Origin of the sequence: Rhodococcus sp. ARP2 (assembly GCF_001029585.1) — a bacterium.
Classification (GTDB): Bacteria; Actinomycetota; Actinomycetes; order Mycobacteriales; family Mycobacteriaceae; genus Rhodococcus_F; species Rhodococcus_F erythropolis.
This window is the reverse complement of the sequence record NZ_LEKE01000061.1, coordinates 58,678-76,267: the sequence shown is the minus strand read 5'-3', so window position 1 is coordinate 76,267 and position 17,590 is coordinate 58,678. Positions and strand designations below refer to the sequence as shown.

The window sequence follows — 17,590 nt, the reverse complement described above, 5'->3', positions numbered from 1 at the left end:
GAGTATCGTTCGATTTATGACAAAAACAGCCGAGTCGGCGCAGCCCGACGGGCGCAGCACTCGCTGGAACGATCACAAGGAGCAGCGCAAAGCGCGGATCCTCGACGCAGCACTCGATGCAGTCAACGAAGGTGGCGCCGACGTCGGCGTCCAGCAGATCGCCGAGCGCGCCGACGTCCCACGTTCCGTTGTCTACCGGATCTTCAAGGATCGAGCCGACCTCGACGAGCAGCTGCGAGTTCGCATCCTCGAGATGATGATGACCGACCTGACACCCACCCTCACGCCGCAGGGTACGGTCGGCGAGGCTATCTCACGGGCAGTCGAGACCTACCTCCAGTGGATTGTGAAATACCCACGACTGCACCACTTTTTAGGCAAGGGCTCGCCGAGCACGCGGGCCACCGGTTCGAAAGTGGTGACCGGAACCAAGACGGCCATCGCCGTGCAATTGGGGAACCTGTTGGGTGCGATCCTCGCCAGCCGCGGCAAATCGTCGAAGATGGCGGAGCCCTTGGCTTTCGGCGTCATCGGATTGGTCGACGTCAGCGTCAACCGTTGGCTCAGCCAGCCGGGTTCCGATGTGACCAGTGCGGAATTGGCCGAGTTCCTCGGGCGCTCCATCTGGCAGGTTCTGGACGGCAATCTTCGGAGCATCGGCGTTGACATAACTCTGTCGACTCCGATCGCCGACCTGTGACAGTTACCGAACTACCCTGGGCACTCGACGGACGTGGACTTCAACTGATCCGGGCTCCATCACTCGCCCTACACGCACTGGGTGAAGACAACGCCACTCTCGCAATGGAACTCGAACCCAACCTCCTGACCCCGTATCTCCTCGGCGAAGAATGCCAGGGCTTGTGGCGCTACCGGAGCACGCAGATAACCGGGAACCCACTCGACAGCGCGTGGATCACCCGCATCGCCGTCGATGCCCGCACCTCGAAGCCGGTGGGGCTGGCCGGATTCCACGGTCGCCCCGACGCGCGCGGGATGGTGGAGATCGGATATCGCATCGACCCGGCATTCCGGCGCCATGGCTACGCACGAACTGCCCTCGAGATACTTCTCGACGTCGCGAGTCGCCAATCCGAAGTGCACATCGTTCGAGCGACCATCAGCCCGGACAACATCGCATCGCGAAATCTGATCAGCCAGTACGGTTTCAGCGAAGTCGGTGAGCAGTGGGACGAAGAAGACGGTCTGGAGACCATCTTCGAAGTCAGCGCCTCTCCGGAACCGTGACAGTCGTCAACCCGCTGGTTTTATCGGTCCAGTGAATGGCACGATCCACGAGCATTACCGGCGTCCACAACCTGTAGGTCTTCACCTGATGGTGATGACGACACAGGCATTGGAGGTTGCTCGCAATGGTCCACCCACCGCGTCTCGGATCGGAAGGATCGAATTCGGTGATGTGGTCGAGTTGGCACCTGCTCGCGGGCACCGAACAACCAGGGAACCGGCAGTGACCGTCGACGGCCCGCACCAATGCGGCCAGAGCCGCTCCCGGAGCATAGGTCAGCGCGCCGGGAGTTGGATCGGGCTGGGCGCCGTGCCCATCCGATCTTCGAACTATGTCCGGGGCTCGCGCGACCAACCGTTGCATCGCCCGAATCCGATCTCCGCAGCCTTTCGGTTCGCGACTTGGGTGATCACGTCGGGTAACAAGCGGCAGGACAGTCGGAGCATGTTGCCGACGCGGTCGATTCCCGGCGGCCTGAGAGCGAAAGTCGACAAACAGTGCCTGCCAAGTGGAATCGGCGGCAAGCTCGCGAGCAAAGTCGGGATCGATTGGCCCGTACCCGTCGATGCTCGCGGGATCTGACGTCAACCCGAGGAGCGTCGCTAGATCGCACACGATGTGCAGCAACGGCTTCCGACGTGAGGGCGCAGTTGATCGACTTGCTGGGGATACTGCCTCGCACGTTTCGCTGCCACACTGGCAAGTCAGCCCGTTCTCACCGTGCAGGAGAGCAACCAGCGCGTCGGCCCGGCGCGTCGAGGCATTTCGTGGATCGTGGTTGCAGACGCTTCCGGCGGCCTCGTTGATCAGGCCAAGCGCTTCGACAGCCTCGTTCGCGCTGAGTGTTGCCTGCAACTGGGCGAGTCCGTGACGGTCTGCACGCGTGCGAACATCGCGGTGTTCCAGCATTTTCCGGCGACGTTCGGCGGCAGCGTCCGGATCGTAGGCAAAGAGCTGACGTTCAATGTCGCGCTCCAGTTGCCCGGGCGGAAGACGGTGCGCGGAGGCAAGTACTCGGCGCTCGAGTGCTGCGATCGCCTCGGGGGCGGCCCCGGTGAGTCCGTCGACAATCTTGCGCACACGCGCATAGTCCAGCTCGCCGGCAGCAAATGCAGCCTTGGTGAGCGGAAGGAACTCGCGCAAGGCGTCACCGATCTCGATGTGAACTTCGGCTGTGCGCCGCGAACACGTGAGCATGACCGCGATCTCGTTGCACGCGATCCGCCACGCCTTGTCGACATCACCGGACACGTCGAGTTCCGCATTGAATCTCGACTCCGACAACATCGATGCACCGAGCACCTTCTGTGCGGCCAGCATGTTCTCGCTCTGCGCCGTTGCAAAGAGTATGTCCGGCAGCACGAGTGGATCGACGACAGGACGGCCGTCATCTACGACTGCGCCCACACCGCCCGTCGATCCATTATCGAACATACATTCGAGACTAGACCTGCCCACCGACAAGAAAGCTAGAGTGCCGGTTTGTATCCCTTACCCTGCATCCAGGCGAGCACATCCAGCACCCGGATCGCCGGAATGGCATCGTCCAGTCCGGCCCGAACTCGCAAGTCGAGCAATCGCACGTGTAATTCTCCGTCGTGCAAGGCCTCTCGTACCGGTTCCAGATGGGCAGCCTTCGTTCCCAACTCCCGCCCGATGACGTCGTCGTAAATCGGGTGAAGCCGCGGACGCTTACGTGCGATCAGTTTGGACGCCATGGTTCGCCCGACACCGTGAATCTCTCGAAGCGCCGTCTCCAACCGCCACACCGGAGATTCCGGAGTGAAGGGATCGGGTTCGTTCGACAGGTCGCGATCGGGGCCCACGTCGGCCAGGAGTCGGTTCAGTTCGGCATTGTTCTCCCCGAGCAGGAAGAAGGCCCCTTGCGCCGGAACCTGAACCGACAGAAGCGTCACCGCAACAAGATCTTCCGCGGTAAAGATGTTCGCATCACGATCGCGGTTGCCACTGGGATCCCAGGAATCCCACAGCGCACCGGTACGGAGATAGCCCGTCTTTCGGAGCGGCCTCGTGAAGTATTCCTGCAGCACGTCGACCGCGCCGGCATCGTCCCCGTCTCGCAGCACACGCGGGAGGCGGATGGGCAACTGATCAACCATGGTCGAGCGACCTTTCCAGTACATATTTGGCGAACCCGGAGTTGTGATATTGCCGAAATGGGCCCTTGCCCTTGGCAACAAGATGCTCCGCGAGTGGACGTACCGTCGTCACATCGACAGGCAGTAGGGCGAACTGTTCCAACGCATCCGAGTCCTCGAGACTGCAGTCGATCACGGTCCCGTCGCCGTCGGCGGACGCCAACTCGGTGCGTCTGATGGCGACCAGATCGTGCTTCTCATCGAGTTCTTCGATGCTGCAGCCGGTTCGCGATTCCAGTGCCGAACTGGATACGTACACGGACATGACGTGCTCGATCGGCTTACCGCCGACCAGATGGCACTCGACGCTCAGAATCTCCATCGGACCGATGTTGAGTGTGAACAAGCGATGGCGCTCCGCCGATCGATTTGTCGACGGCAGGCAACTGATCGTCCACTGTTCGATCTCGACGGCGGCCGGAGCGTCGAACGCGTAGGAGAGAACCTCTGCAATCAGCTCGGCAAGATCTTCGAAGAGCGGGTCGCGCTGCAACCGCTCGAAATTCTCGACAGAAGCGGCGGGACGCACAGGCGCCTTGCTCACGCAGGTCCCCTCTCGTCCGGTGCTTTGCTCTCAGACCTCGCGTCCAAGGTACCCAGCCCTACGCGGGTCTCGCGCGTTCGCCCTCACATACACCCTCGCGTTATGGTTCTCGACACGCACCACCGCCTTACCGATCGCTAACTCGAGGAGCACACGAAGTGGAAATCAAGGGAACCGCAGCACTGGTCACCGGAGCGGCATCAGGCCTCGGCGCCGCAACAGCCAAGCGCCTCGCCGACGCCGGCGCTACCGTCTTCGGCCTGGATCTGCCCGCGTCGATCGAGCGCGCAGGCGACAACGTCCCCGCCGGCGTCACCCTCATCCCCACCGACGTGACCAGCGGCGAAGACGTCGAAGCAGCGATCAACCAGATCGTCGAGTCGGGCTCCCCGCTGCGTATCGTCGTCAACTGTGCCGGTGTCGGCTGGGCCGGACGCATCCTGTCCAAGAAGGGTCCGCACGACCTCGAGCTGTTCCGCACGGTCATCACCGTCAACCTGCTCGGCACCTTCAACGTCATGCGCCTCGCGGCCGACGCCATCTCCAAGACCGAGGCCGTCGACGAGTCCGGCCAGCGTGGCGTCGTCATCAACACCGCTTCCGTTGCTGCCTTCGAAGGACAGATCGGCCAGATCGCGTACTCCGCTTCCAAGGGCGGCGTGCACGGCATGACTGTTCCGGCTGCCCGCGACCTCGCGCAGTTCGGCATCCGCGTCAACACCATCGCCCCCGGCATCATCGACACCCCGATGCTCGCAGGCGTCACCGACGAGTACCGCAAGGGCCTGGAGGCCGGCGTTCCGTTCCCGTCCCGCCTGGGCCAGCCGTCCGAGTACGCGCAGCTCGCGCAGATGATCGTCGAGCACGACTACCTCAACGGCGAGACCATCCGCATGGACGGCGCTCTCCGCATGGCGCCGCGCTAACCTCCCTGCTGTGCGCCTTTATTAACCGCCCGCGGTTAATAAAGGCGCACGGTTGTCAGAACGAATGAAAATACCCACCACTGGATTGGGCAGTTGCGCTGAGGTACTCGGCCACTTCCGTCGCCGGCATCGGTCGGCTGATGTAGTAACCCTGAACCAATTCGCAACCCGCGGTGAGCAAGAGCCTCAGCTGGTCGGCCGTCTCCACGCCTTCCGCCAATGACTGCATACCGAGCGCCTTCGCCACCTCGACCACCGAAGTGACAACTGCCGAATCACCCTCGCTCAGTTCGGTGATGAACGACCGGTCGATCTTGAGAATATCCAACGGCAGTTTCTTCAAACTCTCGAAAGACGAATAGCCGGTTCCGAAGTCGTCCAGGGCAATCGCAATTCCGGTGGCACGCAGACGATCCAGCTCGGCGACGGCAAGCTCCTCTACCGCTCCCGTCTCTGTGATTTCCAGCTGAAGCCGTTTGCTGGACAGACCGGATGCCTCCAGCGCATCGTTGACTGCTGATCCGAAGCCGGACGACATCAGTTGCACCGGAGAGACGTTCACGGTCACGTAGGTGTCATCGGGCCACGTCATCGCCTCGGCGCACGCCATGTGCAGTACCTGGAGCCCCAGCGGGACTATCAAGCCTGTCTCCTCCGCGACATCGATGAAAATACGCGGCGCAAGCACTCCCCGCACCGGATGGTTCCAGCGAAGCAGTGCCTCGAATCCCTCGACGCGGCCGGTATCCGCACGAACCTGCGGTTGGTAGTACAGCTCGAACTGCCGAGACTCGATCGCAAGCCCAAGCTCTTGCAGGGCCGATGCTCGTTCCCTGGCCCGCGCCCGCAGCGCCGGTGAGTATTTTCCGACCCGGTTCTTGCCGGCGGATTTTGCGGCATACAGCGCCAGGTCCGCGGACATGACAAGCGTGTCCGCGTCTTCGGAATCTGCCGGCGAGCTGGCATAACCGATCGATGCACGAACCTCGATGCGATTCCCCCGCACGAAAAACGGCTCACGCAGTGCGCCCAGATAGCGAGCAAACACCTCGCCGCCGTCCCCTGTTCCCCGCAAGACGACGCCGAATTCGTCGCCACCGATTCGGGCACACATGGCACCGTCGACCACCCGATTGAGCCGTGCAGCAACGGAAATCAGCAATTTGTCGCCGACGGGGTGTCCTAACGTGTCGTTCACCGACTTGAAATTGTCCAGGTCGAGGATGCCGACAAGAACCTGCTCGCCGGTCCGGACAGCGCCGAGCGCGTCGGACAGCTCCGTGCCGAACGTCCGGCGATTCGGGAGCCCGGTCAGTCCGTCGGTTGCAGCGAGCCACAGAATTCGCCGCTCGTAGTTGTACTTCTCGGTGATGTCCGAGCCCACGCCTCGCCAACCCACGAACTCCATGGCCTCGGAAAGCCTGGGATGACCCGACAGAGACCACCATCGGTCGACGCCGCCGACACGAACGGGAATGACGACCTCTCGAAACGGCATGAGGCGGTCGAGGTGATCTCCGATGACGTGGACCGCGGCTCGTCCACTCTTCGTCGAACCGACGTCGAGCCGATCCAACAATCCGCGCAGCGACAGGGTTCGCAGGTCGGAGACAGAGACTCCCGAGATCTGCGACAGCCGAGCGGAGGTGTGCGACAACGTCCCGGTGGTGTCGGCTTCCCACAGCCAATCGCGTGACCCGCCCTCGAAATCGTCGAGAAGCAAACTGACCGTCTGGCGCTCGGCAGCAGCCTCGAACTCGGCAAGACAACGACTTCGGAACGACGCCCAGAGGTACACGACGCCGACGCACAGAATACTGATGTAGACAACGAGTTGAAACGAAAGGACGAAGTACTCGGCCGTCGCCCCGGCAAGCATGACGAATAACAATCCCAGGCCGTGCACCAGAATCCAGGCCAAACCCAGCGACCGAACAGTCGACAGCGCAACTGCACCGGCACCCACCACACCGGCGATGGTCGCGATCAGAACCAGCTTTCGTGAACCGTCTATCACCGGAAGCATCTCGGCCGCGAGGATCGTGTACAAAACACCCAGCAGTACCACTTCGAGCATGAGTGCCCAGTAGTCGTACCGGGTCGTGTGCTTGGGCGAATACCTCTCTCCCTGAATGGCCCTCGGCAGCCACACACGCACCGAATTGAGGATGACTGCGAGCGCTGCCGCTCCCCAGATCAGGCGGAACTCTTCGTGTGCCGGCGGCACGACATAGGCCAACAAAGCGCACGCACTGAAGAAATTCGCGACGTTGGCCAGCGGAGCTACCGTTGTCACTTGACGGACCTGGCGAGAGAAGAGGTCGCGCCGCTCGACGTCAGACAGATCGGCGTCGCTCGCACTCGAAGTCAGCCTGCTCAGCATGCAACACCCTCCATCGTGGAGCCGACCAGATGAAGGTAGCGCGGATGCGGGTTCGGGGCACACGATGACGAGAAACTACGAATTGAAACACACTGTTAAATAGGATGTTTCAGACAATAGCGACAGAACGGATCAGCGCTACAACTCGGAAGCCAGCGGAATTTCCTTCTCCGCACGGTCCGTCATCCACTCACGTAGAACCTTGGTGGCAATGACGTCGTCCTCGTTGTACTGCAGGATGCGTGTCCGTTGCGTCTCGTCCGGCTCACCGTCGTAGCCGACCGCCTCGCGGTACCACGCCATCGACGCTTCACCACCGGCTTCGGCGTCACGCCAGTTGAACCCGGCGACGGGGGCAATCTTCTTGAGTCCCTTGCCGTTCGGGCAGATGAACTGATCACTCACCGCTTGATAGATGTCGACCCACTGCGGACTGTCGATGAACTCACGAATCTCGTCCTTGCTCGGAATCCCGGGCTCACCGGCAAACCTGCGCGCCGAGTCCAACAACCACTTGTCCTCGGCCGAACGCGAATAGCAGTATGCAGCAAAGGTTTTACCCGAAGCAGCGGCTGCGGCACGTTCCGCCATCAGCCAGCCCCAGAACTCCGCGAAAGACCGCGCCTCGTCACGCGTCGGCAGCGGATCCCACGTCGCAAATCCTCGATACATCGAGAAGCCACCGACATTGAGCAGCGTTCCCCACAAGTAGGCGCCGTGCTCCTGATAGCTCTCCATGTCGACGTCGATCTCGATGTCCGCCCGAGTCACCGAGATCTTCTCGAACCGCCGCACCAACGGAGCATCTGCCAACCACGCCTTGGCGATCACGACTGCGTCGTCGAAATTTCCGTGCGGCCAGTCCTCGAGCGGCTCACCGTCCCAGGCGGCCAGCTGATCGATCGTGTTGCAGCCGACGTCGCGCAGAAGCTCCGCGCGCGATCCGACAGCCACCAGGCTGACATCGCGGTTGCGAACCAACTCCTGCTTGCATTCGGTCCACCACGGGCACGACTTGCACTCGCTCACCTGTGACGGAGACGTCAGCACCTCGCCGCGGGCAACAGCGATACGGTCGGCGAAACGCTCGTCGTAGTCGTCGAGAATCGCACTGAGGTCGTGGACGAGGACGCAGTCTCCGTTGTATCCGATCGCGCCTGCCGTGAGCGACGGGCTCGCCAGCCCACGACGCTCGAGCATCCGATAGACCTGCGCGACGCGCATCTGATCGCGGACCTGGCTGCGGACCTTGCGCTTGGGATCGACCGCGGGCTCCCATTCGAGGAGCCCCGAGGTGATCGCGCCCTGGCCGGGATCGGTCACCTTGTGATTGACGACAATGACGGGGATGTACCCGCCGCCCTCGTCGTCACGGACGAGCATTTCGCAGCGGCCCTTGCGTCCGGTGTCGCGCTCGACGGGCAAGACCGCGCCCCAGATCCGGTCCGCGCCGGCCTCACAGGCAGCAAGAGTGTCACGAGCCTGAGCCGACGCCGATTGATCGGGGTTGATCTTCACCCAACGCTCGGGAGCAGCACCGATCACCAGTTCGGCGATCTCCGCGCGCTTCGCGATCGCGGCATCCTGGCGCTGCTTGACGCCGGTGTCGACGGGTTCCGAAGCCGATTTCCCGGGAAACAACCCGTCCAGACGCACCCGATGACGGCATCGGGTCAACGCCCCCGAATCGATGATCGGGAGCTGGGGCGCGGGGTTGTTAACGGAACACACGATGACGAAGATTATGTGCTCCCCTAGGCTGAAGCCGAAGCGCAGGTACCTGGCAACACACAAACACCTGGAAACGGGGTCCTTTTCGATGGGGTTGTTCAAGAAGCGAAAGTCTCGTGCCACCCGCAAGGCGGAGGCAAAGGCTCTCAAGCACAAGGCTGAGGTCGAGGCGAAGCTCAACGCCAAGAGCCAGCGTAAGCGCGACAAGGTCGAGACCAAGTCGCTCAAGAAGCTGGAGAAAGCCGAGATCGAGTCACAGCACAAGATCGAAAAGGCGCAGATCGCGACCCTGAAGGCGCAGGAGAAAGCCGCTGCGAATCAGGGCCTGACTGTCGCCAAGGTGCGTAAGTACCTGGGTGTGGCACGTCTGCTTGCCCCCGTTCTCCTGCCGATCGCCTACCGCGCTGCCACGGCTGTGCGCGCCCAGCTCGACACCACGCGCGCGCAGAAGATGGGCATCGCCGTCGACCAGCTCGGTGACTACACCGGTCACGGCGCGAAGTTGAGCGCTCGTATCGCCGGCGCCGAGAGCTCGGTCACCGAGATCCTCAGCCGCAAGCCCGACGACGCGGAGACGCAGCGTTTTGCCGCCGCCATCCGTGAGCGCCTCGGCGATCTCAGCACGGCAGTTCGCGCTGCCGAGCAGATGCCTCAGGCTCGCCGTAAGGCAGCTCACCAGGCAATTTCTTCCGAACTCGACGGCGTCGAAGCAGATCTGCTCGCACGTCTCGGCGTGCGCTAGACCTGAGAACGCCAGTGAGAGCAGCCGAGCAGACCGCGACCCTCCGGGGGATATCTGTCGGTTCCGCTTCGGCTGCTCTCGCTGTCGCCGCGCATGGAATCGGCGGAGGCGAGCTGCCACAGTCGTCGTCGCTGACCCTGCTGCTCGCCGTCTGCGCAACCGTCGGCGCCGTGACGGCCACCCTTCCCGCCCTCTCCCGGGGGCCCGCTGCCCTGATCGTGGCTCTTGGCCTGGGTCAGCTTGCCGCCCACACCACCATGACGCTCTCCGAGCACGCTCATTCGCCCGCTCCGGGATTGGTGATGCTCGGTGCTCACGCCGGTGCCACCGTCGCCTGTGCGGTGGCGGTCCTGGCCGCCGAGCGCCTCTACCGCGTTGTCACCCACGCTCTCCACGTCGTCCTGGCGTCCCTGGCTCCCGCCGCCGTCACTTCCCGCGGCCACACCGTCTCGACCGGAATCCATCACGGACCCGTCGACGCCCTTCTTCGCGCCAGCATCTCGCGGCGCGGTCCTCCTGCCCTGGTCTGAAGATTCGTAGAACTCCCCACCCCTTCACCAGACCAAGAGGACACTTCCCGACATGAAGAACACCCTGATTTCGCGTGCGGTTGTCACGACCGTCGCTACCGGCAGCGCTGTGCTGCTGGCCGCCGGAATTGCTTCAGCACACGTCAGCGTCGTCGCACCAGGAGCTACGCAGGGCGGATACTCCGTTCTCACGTTCCGCGTGCCCACCGAATCCGACACCGCTTCGACCACCAAGCTGACGGTGGCCCTCCCCGACCTCAAGTCGGCACGCACCGAACCGATGCCCGGTTGGACCGCCGTCGTCGAGAAGGACCCCACCTCGCTGGTCGCGAAGTCCGTGACCTGGACGGCCGACCCCGGCGTCGGAATCGCCCCCGGCCAGTTCCAGCAGTTCGTTCTTTCCGCCGGCCCGCTGCCGGAGCAGGAAGAGGTCGAGTTCAAGGCCGTGCAGACGTACAGCGACGGCAACGTCGTCAACTGGGATCAGGAAGAACTTGCCGACGGCAGCGAGCCGGACAAGCCCGCGCCGACGCTGACTCTCGCCGCATCCACCGGCGATGCTCACGGAGCGCCTGCTGCCGATAACACTGCCGAGACGTCCGCTGCTTCCGAATCTTCTTCGTCAGACAACACCGCGCGCTGGCTCGGCGGCGTCGGCCTGGTGCTCGGCGCCTTGGGCGCTGCACTCGGCCTCGGCGCACTGGTCAGGAGCAAGCGCTGATGAGTACCCGGATCAAGGTCATCGCCGTCGGCATGCTCGCGATACTGGCCACGATGCTCGGAATGGGCACGGCCAGTGCGCACTCCGCGGTTGTCGGCTCCAACCCGGAAAACGGCGCGTCCATTCAGGTTGCGCCTGACAAGGTTTCGGTCACGTTCAACGAGGCTCTGCAGGCGCAGTTCGCGGCACTGACGGTCACCGGCCCGGACGGCAACCTCTGGACCAAGAGCGATCCGTCCGTCGAAGGACCCACTGTCAGTGCAGACCTCGGCGATCTCGGGCCGACCGGCGTCTACACCATCGCGTACCGCGTCACTTCCGCCGACGGTCACCCCGTCAACGGAACTCTGACCTTCACCCTCACCGAGGCGGGGTCGGGCACTCCCGGCGCTGCCGCTGCGTCGAGTACGGGTGAGTCGGAGTCCGGCAGCATGCCGGTGTGGATCTTCATCGTCGCCGGCGTCGTCGTGTTCGGCGGTGCGCTGTTCTTCGTGCTGCGTAAGCCGAAGTCGAGCTGATCGCGTGACGGGTACGGCAAACAGGTGGTGGTTGCTGTTTGCCGTACCCACAGCTCTGCTGGGAGTCCTCATCGCCTGGGGCCTCGCGAGTCCGTCGGGACCCGAATCGTCGAGCACTGTCCGCGTTCTCGCGATCGGATGCGGCTCGTTGACGCTCGGCATCGCGACGCTTGCCTGGATGGGCCGCAGTGAACGCCGTCCGGCAACAACCCCTGCGATCATGTGGACTCAGCTCACCGCGGCGGCAGCGGTTTGGCTCGTCGCCGAGATCACGCTCCTCGTGCTCAATGCCGCAGCGGCAGACGGCGCCCCGGTCACCTCACTGACCATCGGGCACTTCGGCGCATTCGTCTCCGAGGTCAACGTCGGCCGCGTCGGTGTCGCGATCATCGCGTGCGCGTTTGCCGTGGTCTGTTACGGCATCTACGGGTTCACCAATCCCGAGACGGTGCCCGTCGCACCGGCATTGGTCGTCTCCGCGTTGGCGCTCGCTGCCCGCCCGATCACCGGGCACATGGCGCAGCAGAGCTTCGGATCGATCCTCGACGCCGTTCACGTCCTCGCTGCGGCCTTGTGGTTCGGCGTGCTCGCCGCACTCGCGCTTGCCGTACCGTCGCGCGGTGCCTGGGCGATCTGGTTGCCCAGGTACTCCGCCCTCGCCTGGCGATGTGTCCTCGCGTTGGTCGTCACCGGTATCGTCAACGCCGTCGTGCGACTCGACTCGCTCTCCGCCTTCTACGACACCGCTTACGGCCGGGTGATCCTCGCCAAGATCGTGGCGATCGCAATGCTCGTCGCACTGGGATGGTGGTGGCGCCGGACATGGGTGGTCGCAAGTGCTGCACACCGCATGAGTTCGGACGGATCCCTGCGCCGCGCCATCGGTGAAGTTGTCTTCATGGCCATCGCATTCGGGCTCGCCGCGGCCCTTGCGACAACTGCGTAAGACGTGCCTCAGCACAAGATTTCGTGACCCGCACATTTAACGTTTCACGTCGAGATTTAACCTCTACGTGAGTTTATTTTCCCAGCTTGCGGCGGTTTCCGGCCACCCTTAGCGTTGCTCGCATGACGGAGGCCCAACGCTCGTTTCTCGTCTGCGCTTCGCAGCGCAGTGGCAGTACTTTGCTGGTCGAATCCCTGCGAGCAACAGGGGTCGCGGGTGAGCCGGAAGAGTTCTTCCAGTACCTCCCCGAGACCTCGCGTTCGCCGCAACCGAGGCAGTGGTTCGAAGACGTCACGGACGAGTCCGTCTTGGGTCTGCTCGCGCCGTTCCACCCGGGTACGCCGGACACCCGCACCTCCGAGCAGTGGCGCACACAACTTCTCGAACTCGGCCGAACACCCAACGGAGTCTGGGGCGGCAAGCTGATGTGGAATCAGACACCGCTCCTGCTCGATCGCGCAGCCGGATTGCCGTGGCGCAGTGGGACAGATCTACGTTCCGCACTCCACGACACTCTCGATCACGACCTGCAGTTCATCCACGTCTATCGAGAAGATGTTGTCGCTCAGGCTGTATCGATGTGGCGAGCCGTGCAGACGCAGGTCTGGCGCGACGACGCGACCCCACCGAATCTCTCGGACGGTGCGCAGTACAACGCGCTCGGAATCGCACACCTGGTGACGATTCTCGGTGAGCAGGAACGACAGTGGAAGCGCTGGTTCGAGGAAGAGGACATCTCCCCCATCGAGATCGGGTTCCGCGATCTCACCGAAGACCCGCAGTCCGTGGTCGCAAAAACCCTCATTTCCCTCGGTCTCGACGGACAACTGGCCCCACCACCGCCGCTGCGTCGTCAGAGCGACGGACGCTCCCGCGAATGGGTGCAGCGTTATCGCATCGACGCCGAACAGAACGGATACCCCGTCACATGAGCACCGTCACCGATGTTGTCGACGAACTCCGAGTTCTCGAATCCGAAGCGGTTCACATCATTCGAGAGGTGGTGGCAGAACTCGAAAGACCGGTACTGCTCTTCTCAGCCGGCAAGGACTCGATAGTCCTGCTTCGACTCGCCGAGAAGGCGTTTCGACCCTCCCCACTCCCTTTCCCCGTCCTACACGTCGACACCGGTCACAATTTCGAGGAAGTCATCGAATTTCGCGACCGCCGAATCAAGGAGGGCGGGCACACACTTCTGGTTGCTTCCGTTCAGGATTCGATCGACCAGGGTCGAGTACAGGAGTCGACCGAGACCAGCGGATCGCGAAACCGCCTGCAGACCAGAACTCTGCTCGACGCTCTCGAAGGCGGGCGATTCGACGCCGCATTCGGCGGCGCCCGCCGGGACGAGGAACGTGCGCGAGCCAAGGAGCGAGTCCTGAGCTTCCGTGACGAGTTCGGCCAGTGGGACCCTCGGGCGCAACGGGCCGAACCGTGGTCGCTCTACAACGGTCGGATCAGACGCGGAGAGTCCGTTCGTGTCTTCCCGCTGAGCAACTGGACAGAACTCGACATCTGGCGCTACATAGCCCAGGAGGAACTGGAGTTGCCGCCCATCTATTTCGCGCACGAACGGCGGGTATTCGAGCGCGACGGAATGCTCCTCGCTGCTTCGGAATTCAGCACCGACGCCGAGAACGCCGCGGCAACGACCGAGTGGGTGCGATATCGAACCGTCGGCGATCTGACCATCACCGGCGCCGTTCGATCGCACGCCACCACCATCGACGACGTCGTCACCGAGATCTCGGCCGCGACGGTTTCCGAACGAGGCGAGACTCGCGCAGACGACCGAACCTCGGTCGCCGCGATGGAAGACCGAAAGCGTGAGGGCTACTTCTGATGACCACCACCATCACTCGCCAACTCCTGCGGCTGGCCACGGCGGGTAGCGTCGACGACGGCAAGAGCACGCTGATCGGCCGACTGTTGCACGACACCGACAGTCTGCCTACCGATCACCTCGATTCCGTGACCGACGAGGACGGTGTCGCCGACCTGGCTGCACTCTCCGACGGATTGCGCGCCGAGCGCGAACAGGGCATCACGATCGACGTCGCGTACCGATTCTTCTCCACTCCGACCAGAAGTTACGTACTTGCCGACACCCCGGGACACGAGCGCTACACGCGCAACATGTTCACCGGCGCGTCCAACGCTCACGTAGCGGTCCTGCTGGTCGACGCGAGAACCGGTGTGCTGCGTCAGACGCGTCGGCATGCCAGAATCGCAGCGCTACTGGGTGTTCCGAACCTTGTGGCCGTGGTGAACAAGATCGATCTGGTGGGCTTCGACGAAGCGAGATTCGCGCAGGTACAGGAAGAATTGCGGGTATTGGCACGCCAGCTCGGGCGAGGCGACGTACTTGCCATCCCTGTCTCCGCGAAAGCCGGCGACAATGTCGTGACCCGCTCGGAGAACACCGAGTGGTACAACGGGCCGACACTTCTCGAATATCTCGAAGGCGTCGAACTCCATGCGCCCGCGACCCACATCGAGGAACTTCGGCTTCCCGTGCAGTGGGTTTCGCGCCCCGATCCGCAGAATCGGCGCCGGTACACCGGCCGAATTTCGGCGGGCACACTGAGCGTCGGAGACGAGGTAGTGGTACTGCCGTCCGGATCGAAGAGCACCGTGATCAGTCTGGACACTCTCGACGACAACCGCAGTACTGCCGTTGCACCACTGTCGGTTTCGGTGGAACTGGCCGACGACATCGATGTCGGACGTGGCGACGTTCTGGTCAGCGGCGGTGCGCAGGCCCATTTGCCGGTTCTGGCCCGAGAACTCGAAGCCACGATCTGCTGGTTGTCGAACACTCCACTGCGAGCCGGCGATCGGATAGCGCTCAAACATACTTCCCGGACCGTGCGCGCGACCGTTCAAGAACTGCACACCCGACTCGACCCCGAGACGCTCGACGAGCAGGACAGCCCAGTCGAACTGGGGCTCAACGACATCGGAACGGTCACGCTCCGAACCAGTTCCGTGGTGGTCGCCGACACCTACGACCACAATCGGGACTCCGGCGCTTTCATTCTGATCGACGAGCAGAGTAACGACACCGTCGGCGCCGGCACCATTCTCGAGCCACGCGTCGTCGTTCCCGGTGAGCAGACCCGCAACGACATCAAGTGGCATCCGTCTTCACTCGAACGTCAGCGGCGGTGGGCGTCTACCACCCAGAAGGGCGCGACGATCTGGTTGACCGGCCTACCTGCTTCCGGAAAATCCACCGTCGCTGTGGCTGTCGAACGTGCGATGGTCGACGCGGGACGAACCGCGTATCTCCTGGACGGTGACAACGTCCGCCACGGTATCTCCGACGATCTCGGGTTCTCGCCGGGAGACCGGGCCGAGAACATCCGGCGCGTCGGGCATCTCACTCGGCTGTTCGCCGATGCCGGCGTCGTGGCCATCGCGTCGATGGTCTCACCGCTGCGTTCGGATCGAGCAATTGCGCGTGCTCTCAACGAAGCTGCCGGGCTCACCTTCCTCGAAGTTGCCGTCACCACTCCCGTCGAAGAATGCGAACGCCGAGATCCCAAGGGCCTGTACGCGCGTGCGCGGGCCGGTGAACTGAAGGGGCTCACCGGAATCGACGCACCGTACGAGACTCCGGAGGACCCGGACCTGGCTTTCGACACGACAGGCGCTGACATCAACGAACTGGTCGGGCGGGTCATCGCATTGTTGGAGGAGCGCGAAACCGCTAGGCCCTAGGGGTTTTCGGTGTCCGACTCGAGGTAACCGCGGTCCGCACTGTAGGCGGACCGCACGTTGGGTCGGACACCGATCTTCTCGAGGTACGCCGCCATGCGATGCACCGCCATCGCGCTTCCCAATGCCTCGTCCGGGAGACGATCATCCGTTTCGGCGCGCCACGTGTGAAGCTGCGAGGACAATTCCGCCTGTATTGCCGAGACTTCCGGTCGATCGATCAGATTGATCTTCTCGTCGGGGTCGGCACGAAGGTCGTACAGCTCCCGGGGTGCGCGTACCGCCAGATGCTCGGTGCCGAGCGCCTTTCCGGAAAGACTGTCCTCGATGTCGAGCGGAAGATCCAGAGCGGGGCGGACAGCGTAGTTCTCGATGTAGCTGTAGTCCTTGGTGCGCACCGCGCGAATGGGATCGAAACTGTCGTGAAAGGTCTTCTCCGTGAACAAGGAGGTTCGGACAGGTTCGGACGGCTCGGTTCCACGATCGACGAGGGCATCGGCGTGCGAGCGCCCTTCCACCTCGGTGGGGACATCGATACCAAGGAGATCGAGAATGGTCGGAACAAGATCCACACCGCTGAACAGTGTCTCGTATTCCTTTCCGCCACTGCGATACCGAGCCGGAGGCCGAGCGATCAACGCAATGCCGGTGCCCGGTGCGTAGAGCGTCGACTTGGCACGTGGGAACGCGGCGCCGTGATCGGTGAGGAAGAAGACCCACGTGTTCTCGTCGAGCCCCTCTTCCTCGAGCGTCCCGAGCAGATCACCCACCGCGGCGTCCGCTACCTCTACGCTGCCGTGGAATTCGGCCAGGTCCTCGCGTACCTGCGGCACGTCGGGAAGATATCCGGGAACCTCCAGCGCTGCGGTGTCCGCCGGGGTATAGCGATCGGCCGGGTACGGCCGATGCGTTTCGAAGAACCCCGTGGTGAGAAGGAAAGGCTCGGGCGGGAAGCGTCGTAGCCAGTTCTGGGCACGCGGAACCACGTAGTCGCAGAACGAGTTCGTGACGTCGTACTCGTGATAGCCAAGTCGCTTCGGGTACGCAGTCTCGTGCTGCATGCCGAAGAGCGAGGTGTACCAACCGTTGTCGGAGAGGATCTGCGGAAGCGTCTGCACCTCAGCGTGGTACTCCCAGCCGTGGTGCGCCAACCCGATCAGACCGTTGTTGTGCGGATACCTGCCCGAGAAGAGAGAACCGCGCGAAGGTGAGCACAGCGGCGCCGTCGCGTGTGCGTCGGTGAACCGGATGCCCTCTGCCGCCAGCCGGTCCAGGTTGGGGCTGTTGACCCCGGCGACACCGTAACTCGCGAGGTGTCGGCCCAGGTCGTGCCAATGAATGATCAGGACGTTATCTCGCGCAGCCGACACGTGGGCAAGGCTAGTTGCCCCTGCCCACGTGCGGCAACAGCTCGAATCAGC

Annotated in this window: 17 protein-coding genes; 11 read left to right on the top strand and 6 right to left on the bottom strand. The window is 63.2% G+C overall.

Annotated elements, in window-relative coordinates:
* Positions 1 to 16: 16 nt before the first annotated feature.
* Both ABX74_RS17900 and ABX74_RS17895 read left to right on the top strand, forming a co-directional pair.
* Positions 17 to 700 carry a TetR/AcrR family transcriptional regulator gene (locus ABX74_RS17900; RefSeq protein ID WP_020905717.1) on the top strand — a complete coding sequence of 228 codons (684 nt, stop codon included), beginning with the start codon at positions 17 to 19 and terminating at the stop codon, positions 698 to 700.
* Positions 697 to 1,248, top strand: coding sequence for a GNAT family N-acetyltransferase (locus ABX74_RS17895; RefSeq protein WP_047889360.1), 552 nt, complete (start codon positions 697 to 699; stop codon positions 1,246 to 1,248). Before ABX74_RS17900 ends, ABX74_RS17895 begins: the two co-directional genes overlap by 4 nt.
* Here the strand turns inward: ABX74_RS17895 and ABX74_RS17890 are convergent.
* Genes ABX74_RS17890 through ABX74_RS17880 form a run of 3 tightly spaced genes read right to left on the bottom strand, consistent with a single transcriptional unit; the run spans position 1,226 to position 3,952 of the window.
* Positions 1,226 to 2,683 (bottom strand): HNH endonuclease signature motif containing protein, encoded by a 1,458-nt coding sequence (locus ABX74_RS17890; protein WP_047889359.1) that lies wholly within the window; start codon positions 2,681 to 2,683, stop codon positions 1,226 to 1,228. The two genes, ABX74_RS17895 and ABX74_RS17890, sit on opposite strands and share 23 nt — an antisense overlap.
* 35 nt (positions 2,684 to 2,718) lie before the next feature.
* The gene (locus ABX74_RS17885; protein WP_020905714.1) at positions 2,719 to 3,369 is read right to left on the bottom strand and encodes a DUF6308 family protein; all 651 of its coding nucleotides are present in this window, start codon (positions 3,367 to 3,369) and stop codon (positions 2,719 to 2,721) included.
* Positions 3,362 to 3,952, bottom strand: a complete 591-nt coding sequence (locus tag ABX74_RS17880) for a hypothetical protein (protein ID WP_020905713.1) — start codon at positions 3,950 to 3,952, stop codon at positions 3,362 to 3,364. The genes ABX74_RS17885 and ABX74_RS17880 overlap by 8 nt, the downstream gene beginning before the upstream one ends.
* Before the next feature lie 158 nt (positions 3,953 to 4,110).
* Between ABX74_RS17880 and ABX74_RS17875 the strand changes: the two genes are divergently transcribed.
* Positions 4,111 to 4,878, top strand: a complete 768-nt coding sequence (locus ABX74_RS17875; RefSeq protein ID WP_020905712.1) for an SDR family NAD(P)-dependent oxidoreductase — start codon at positions 4,111 to 4,113, stop codon at positions 4,876 to 4,878.
* 55 nt (positions 4,879 to 4,933) lie between these two features.
* On the opposite strand, the gene ABX74_RS17870 is transcribed toward ABX74_RS17875, so the two are convergent.
* The gene (locus ABX74_RS17870; RefSeq protein WP_041814456.1) at positions 4,934 to 7,261 is read right to left on the bottom strand and encodes a putative bifunctional diguanylate cyclase/phosphodiesterase; all 2,328 of its coding nucleotides are present in this window, start codon (positions 7,259 to 7,261) and stop codon (positions 4,934 to 4,936) included.
* 138 nt (positions 7,262 to 7,399) lie between these two features.
* Positions 7,400 to 8,956, bottom strand: coding sequence for a TM0106 family RecB-like putative nuclease (locus ABX74_RS17865; RefSeq protein ID WP_031330991.1), 1,557 nt, complete (start codon positions 8,954 to 8,956; stop codon positions 7,400 to 7,402).
* 124 nt (positions 8,957 to 9,080) lie between these two features.
* On the opposite strand from ABX74_RS17865, the gene ABX74_RS17860 reads away from it, so the two are divergent.
* From ABX74_RS17860 to cysC, 8 genes are all read left to right on the top strand, one after another.
* The gene (locus ABX74_RS17860) at positions 9,081 to 9,734 is read left to right on the top strand and encodes a DUF6474 family protein (RefSeq protein ID WP_003944178.1); all 654 of its coding nucleotides are present in this window, start codon (positions 9,081 to 9,083) and stop codon (positions 9,732 to 9,734) included.
* Positions 9,735 to 9,748: 14 nt separating this feature from the next.
* Positions 9,749 to 10,264, top strand: coding sequence for a hypothetical protein (locus tag ABX74_RS17855; protein ID WP_019746333.1), 516 nt, complete (start codon positions 9,749 to 9,751; stop codon positions 10,262 to 10,264).
* Positions 10,265 to 10,316: 52 nt separating this feature from the next.
* Positions 10,317 to 10,985, top strand: a complete 669-nt coding sequence (locus tag ABX74_RS17850; protein WP_020905708.1) for a YcnI family protein — start codon at positions 10,317 to 10,319, stop codon at positions 10,983 to 10,985.
* Complete coding sequence (locus ABX74_RS17845) at positions 10,985 to 11,503, top strand: copper resistance protein CopC (RefSeq protein WP_047889358.1); 519 nt, start codon at positions 10,985 to 10,987, stop codon at positions 11,501 to 11,503. Before ABX74_RS17850 ends, ABX74_RS17845 begins: the two co-directional genes overlap by 1 nt.
* A 4-nt stretch (positions 11,504 to 11,507) precedes the next feature.
* Positions 11,508 to 12,449, top strand: a complete 942-nt coding sequence (locus ABX74_RS17840) for a copper resistance D family protein (protein WP_019746330.1) — start codon at positions 11,508 to 11,510, stop codon at positions 12,447 to 12,449.
* A 122-nt stretch (positions 12,450 to 12,571) separates the two neighbouring features.
* Complete coding sequence (gene stf0, locus ABX74_RS17835) at positions 12,572 to 13,381, top strand: trehalose 2-sulfotransferase (protein WP_019746329.1); 810 nt, start codon at positions 12,572 to 12,574, stop codon at positions 13,379 to 13,381.
* Positions 13,378 to 14,292 carry a sulfate adenylyltransferase subunit CysD gene (gene cysD, locus ABX74_RS17830; RefSeq protein ID WP_019746328.1) on the top strand — a complete coding sequence of 305 codons (915 nt, stop codon included), beginning with the start codon at positions 13,378 to 13,380 and terminating at the stop codon, positions 14,290 to 14,292. The genes stf0 and cysD overlap by 4 nt, the downstream gene beginning before the upstream one ends.
* A complete protein-coding gene (gene cysC, locus ABX74_RS17825; RefSeq protein WP_020905705.1) occupies positions 14,292 to 16,172 on the top strand; it encodes an adenylyl-sulfate kinase in 1,881 nt (626 codons plus the stop codon). The genes cysD and cysC overlap by 1 nt, the downstream gene beginning before the upstream one ends.
* On the opposite strand, the gene ABX74_RS17820 is transcribed toward cysC, so the two are convergent.
* A complete protein-coding gene (locus ABX74_RS17820; RefSeq protein WP_020905704.1) occupies positions 16,169 to 17,539 on the bottom strand; it encodes a sulfatase in 1,371 nt (456 codons plus the stop codon). The two genes, cysC and ABX74_RS17820, sit on opposite strands and share 4 nt — an antisense overlap.
* Between the last annotated feature and the right edge of the window lie 51 nt (positions 17,540 to 17,590).

Coding starts and splice junctions, on each gene's coding strand:
- ABX74_RS17870 (WP_041814456.1), bottom strand. CDS start 7,261: ATGCTGAGCAGGCTGACTTCGAGTGCGAGCGACGCCGATCTGTCTGAC.
- ABX74_RS17900 (WP_020905717.1), top strand. CDS start 17: ATGACAAAAACAGCCGAGTCGGCGCAGCCCGACGGGCGCAGCACTCGC.
- ABX74_RS17890 (WP_047889359.1), bottom strand. CDS start 2,683: ATGTTCGATAATGGATCGACGGGCGGTGTGGGCGCAGTCGTAGATGAC.
- ABX74_RS17845 (WP_047889358.1), top strand. CDS start 10,985: ATGAGTACCCGGATCAAGGTCATCGCCGTCGGCATGCTCGCGATACTG.
- cysD (WP_019746328.1), top strand. CDS start 13,378: ATGAGCACCGTCACCGATGTTGTCGACGAACTCCGAGTTCTCGAATCC.
- stf0 (WP_019746329.1), top strand. CDS start 12,572: ATGACGGAGGCCCAACGCTCGTTTCTCGTCTGCGCTTCGCAGCGCAGT.
- ABX74_RS17885 (WP_020905714.1), bottom strand. CDS start 3,369: ATGGTTGATCAGTTGCCCATCCGCCTCCCGCGTGTGCTGCGAGACGGG.
- ABX74_RS17850 (WP_020905708.1), top strand. CDS start 10,317: ATGAAGAACACCCTGATTTCGCGTGCGGTTGTCACGACCGTCGCTACC.
- cysC (WP_020905705.1), top strand. CDS start 14,292: ATGACCACCACCATCACTCGCCAACTCCTGCGGCTGGCCACGGCGGGT.
- ABX74_RS17860 (WP_003944178.1), top strand. CDS start 9,081: ATGGGGTTGTTCAAGAAGCGAAAGTCTCGTGCCACCCGCAAGGCGGAG.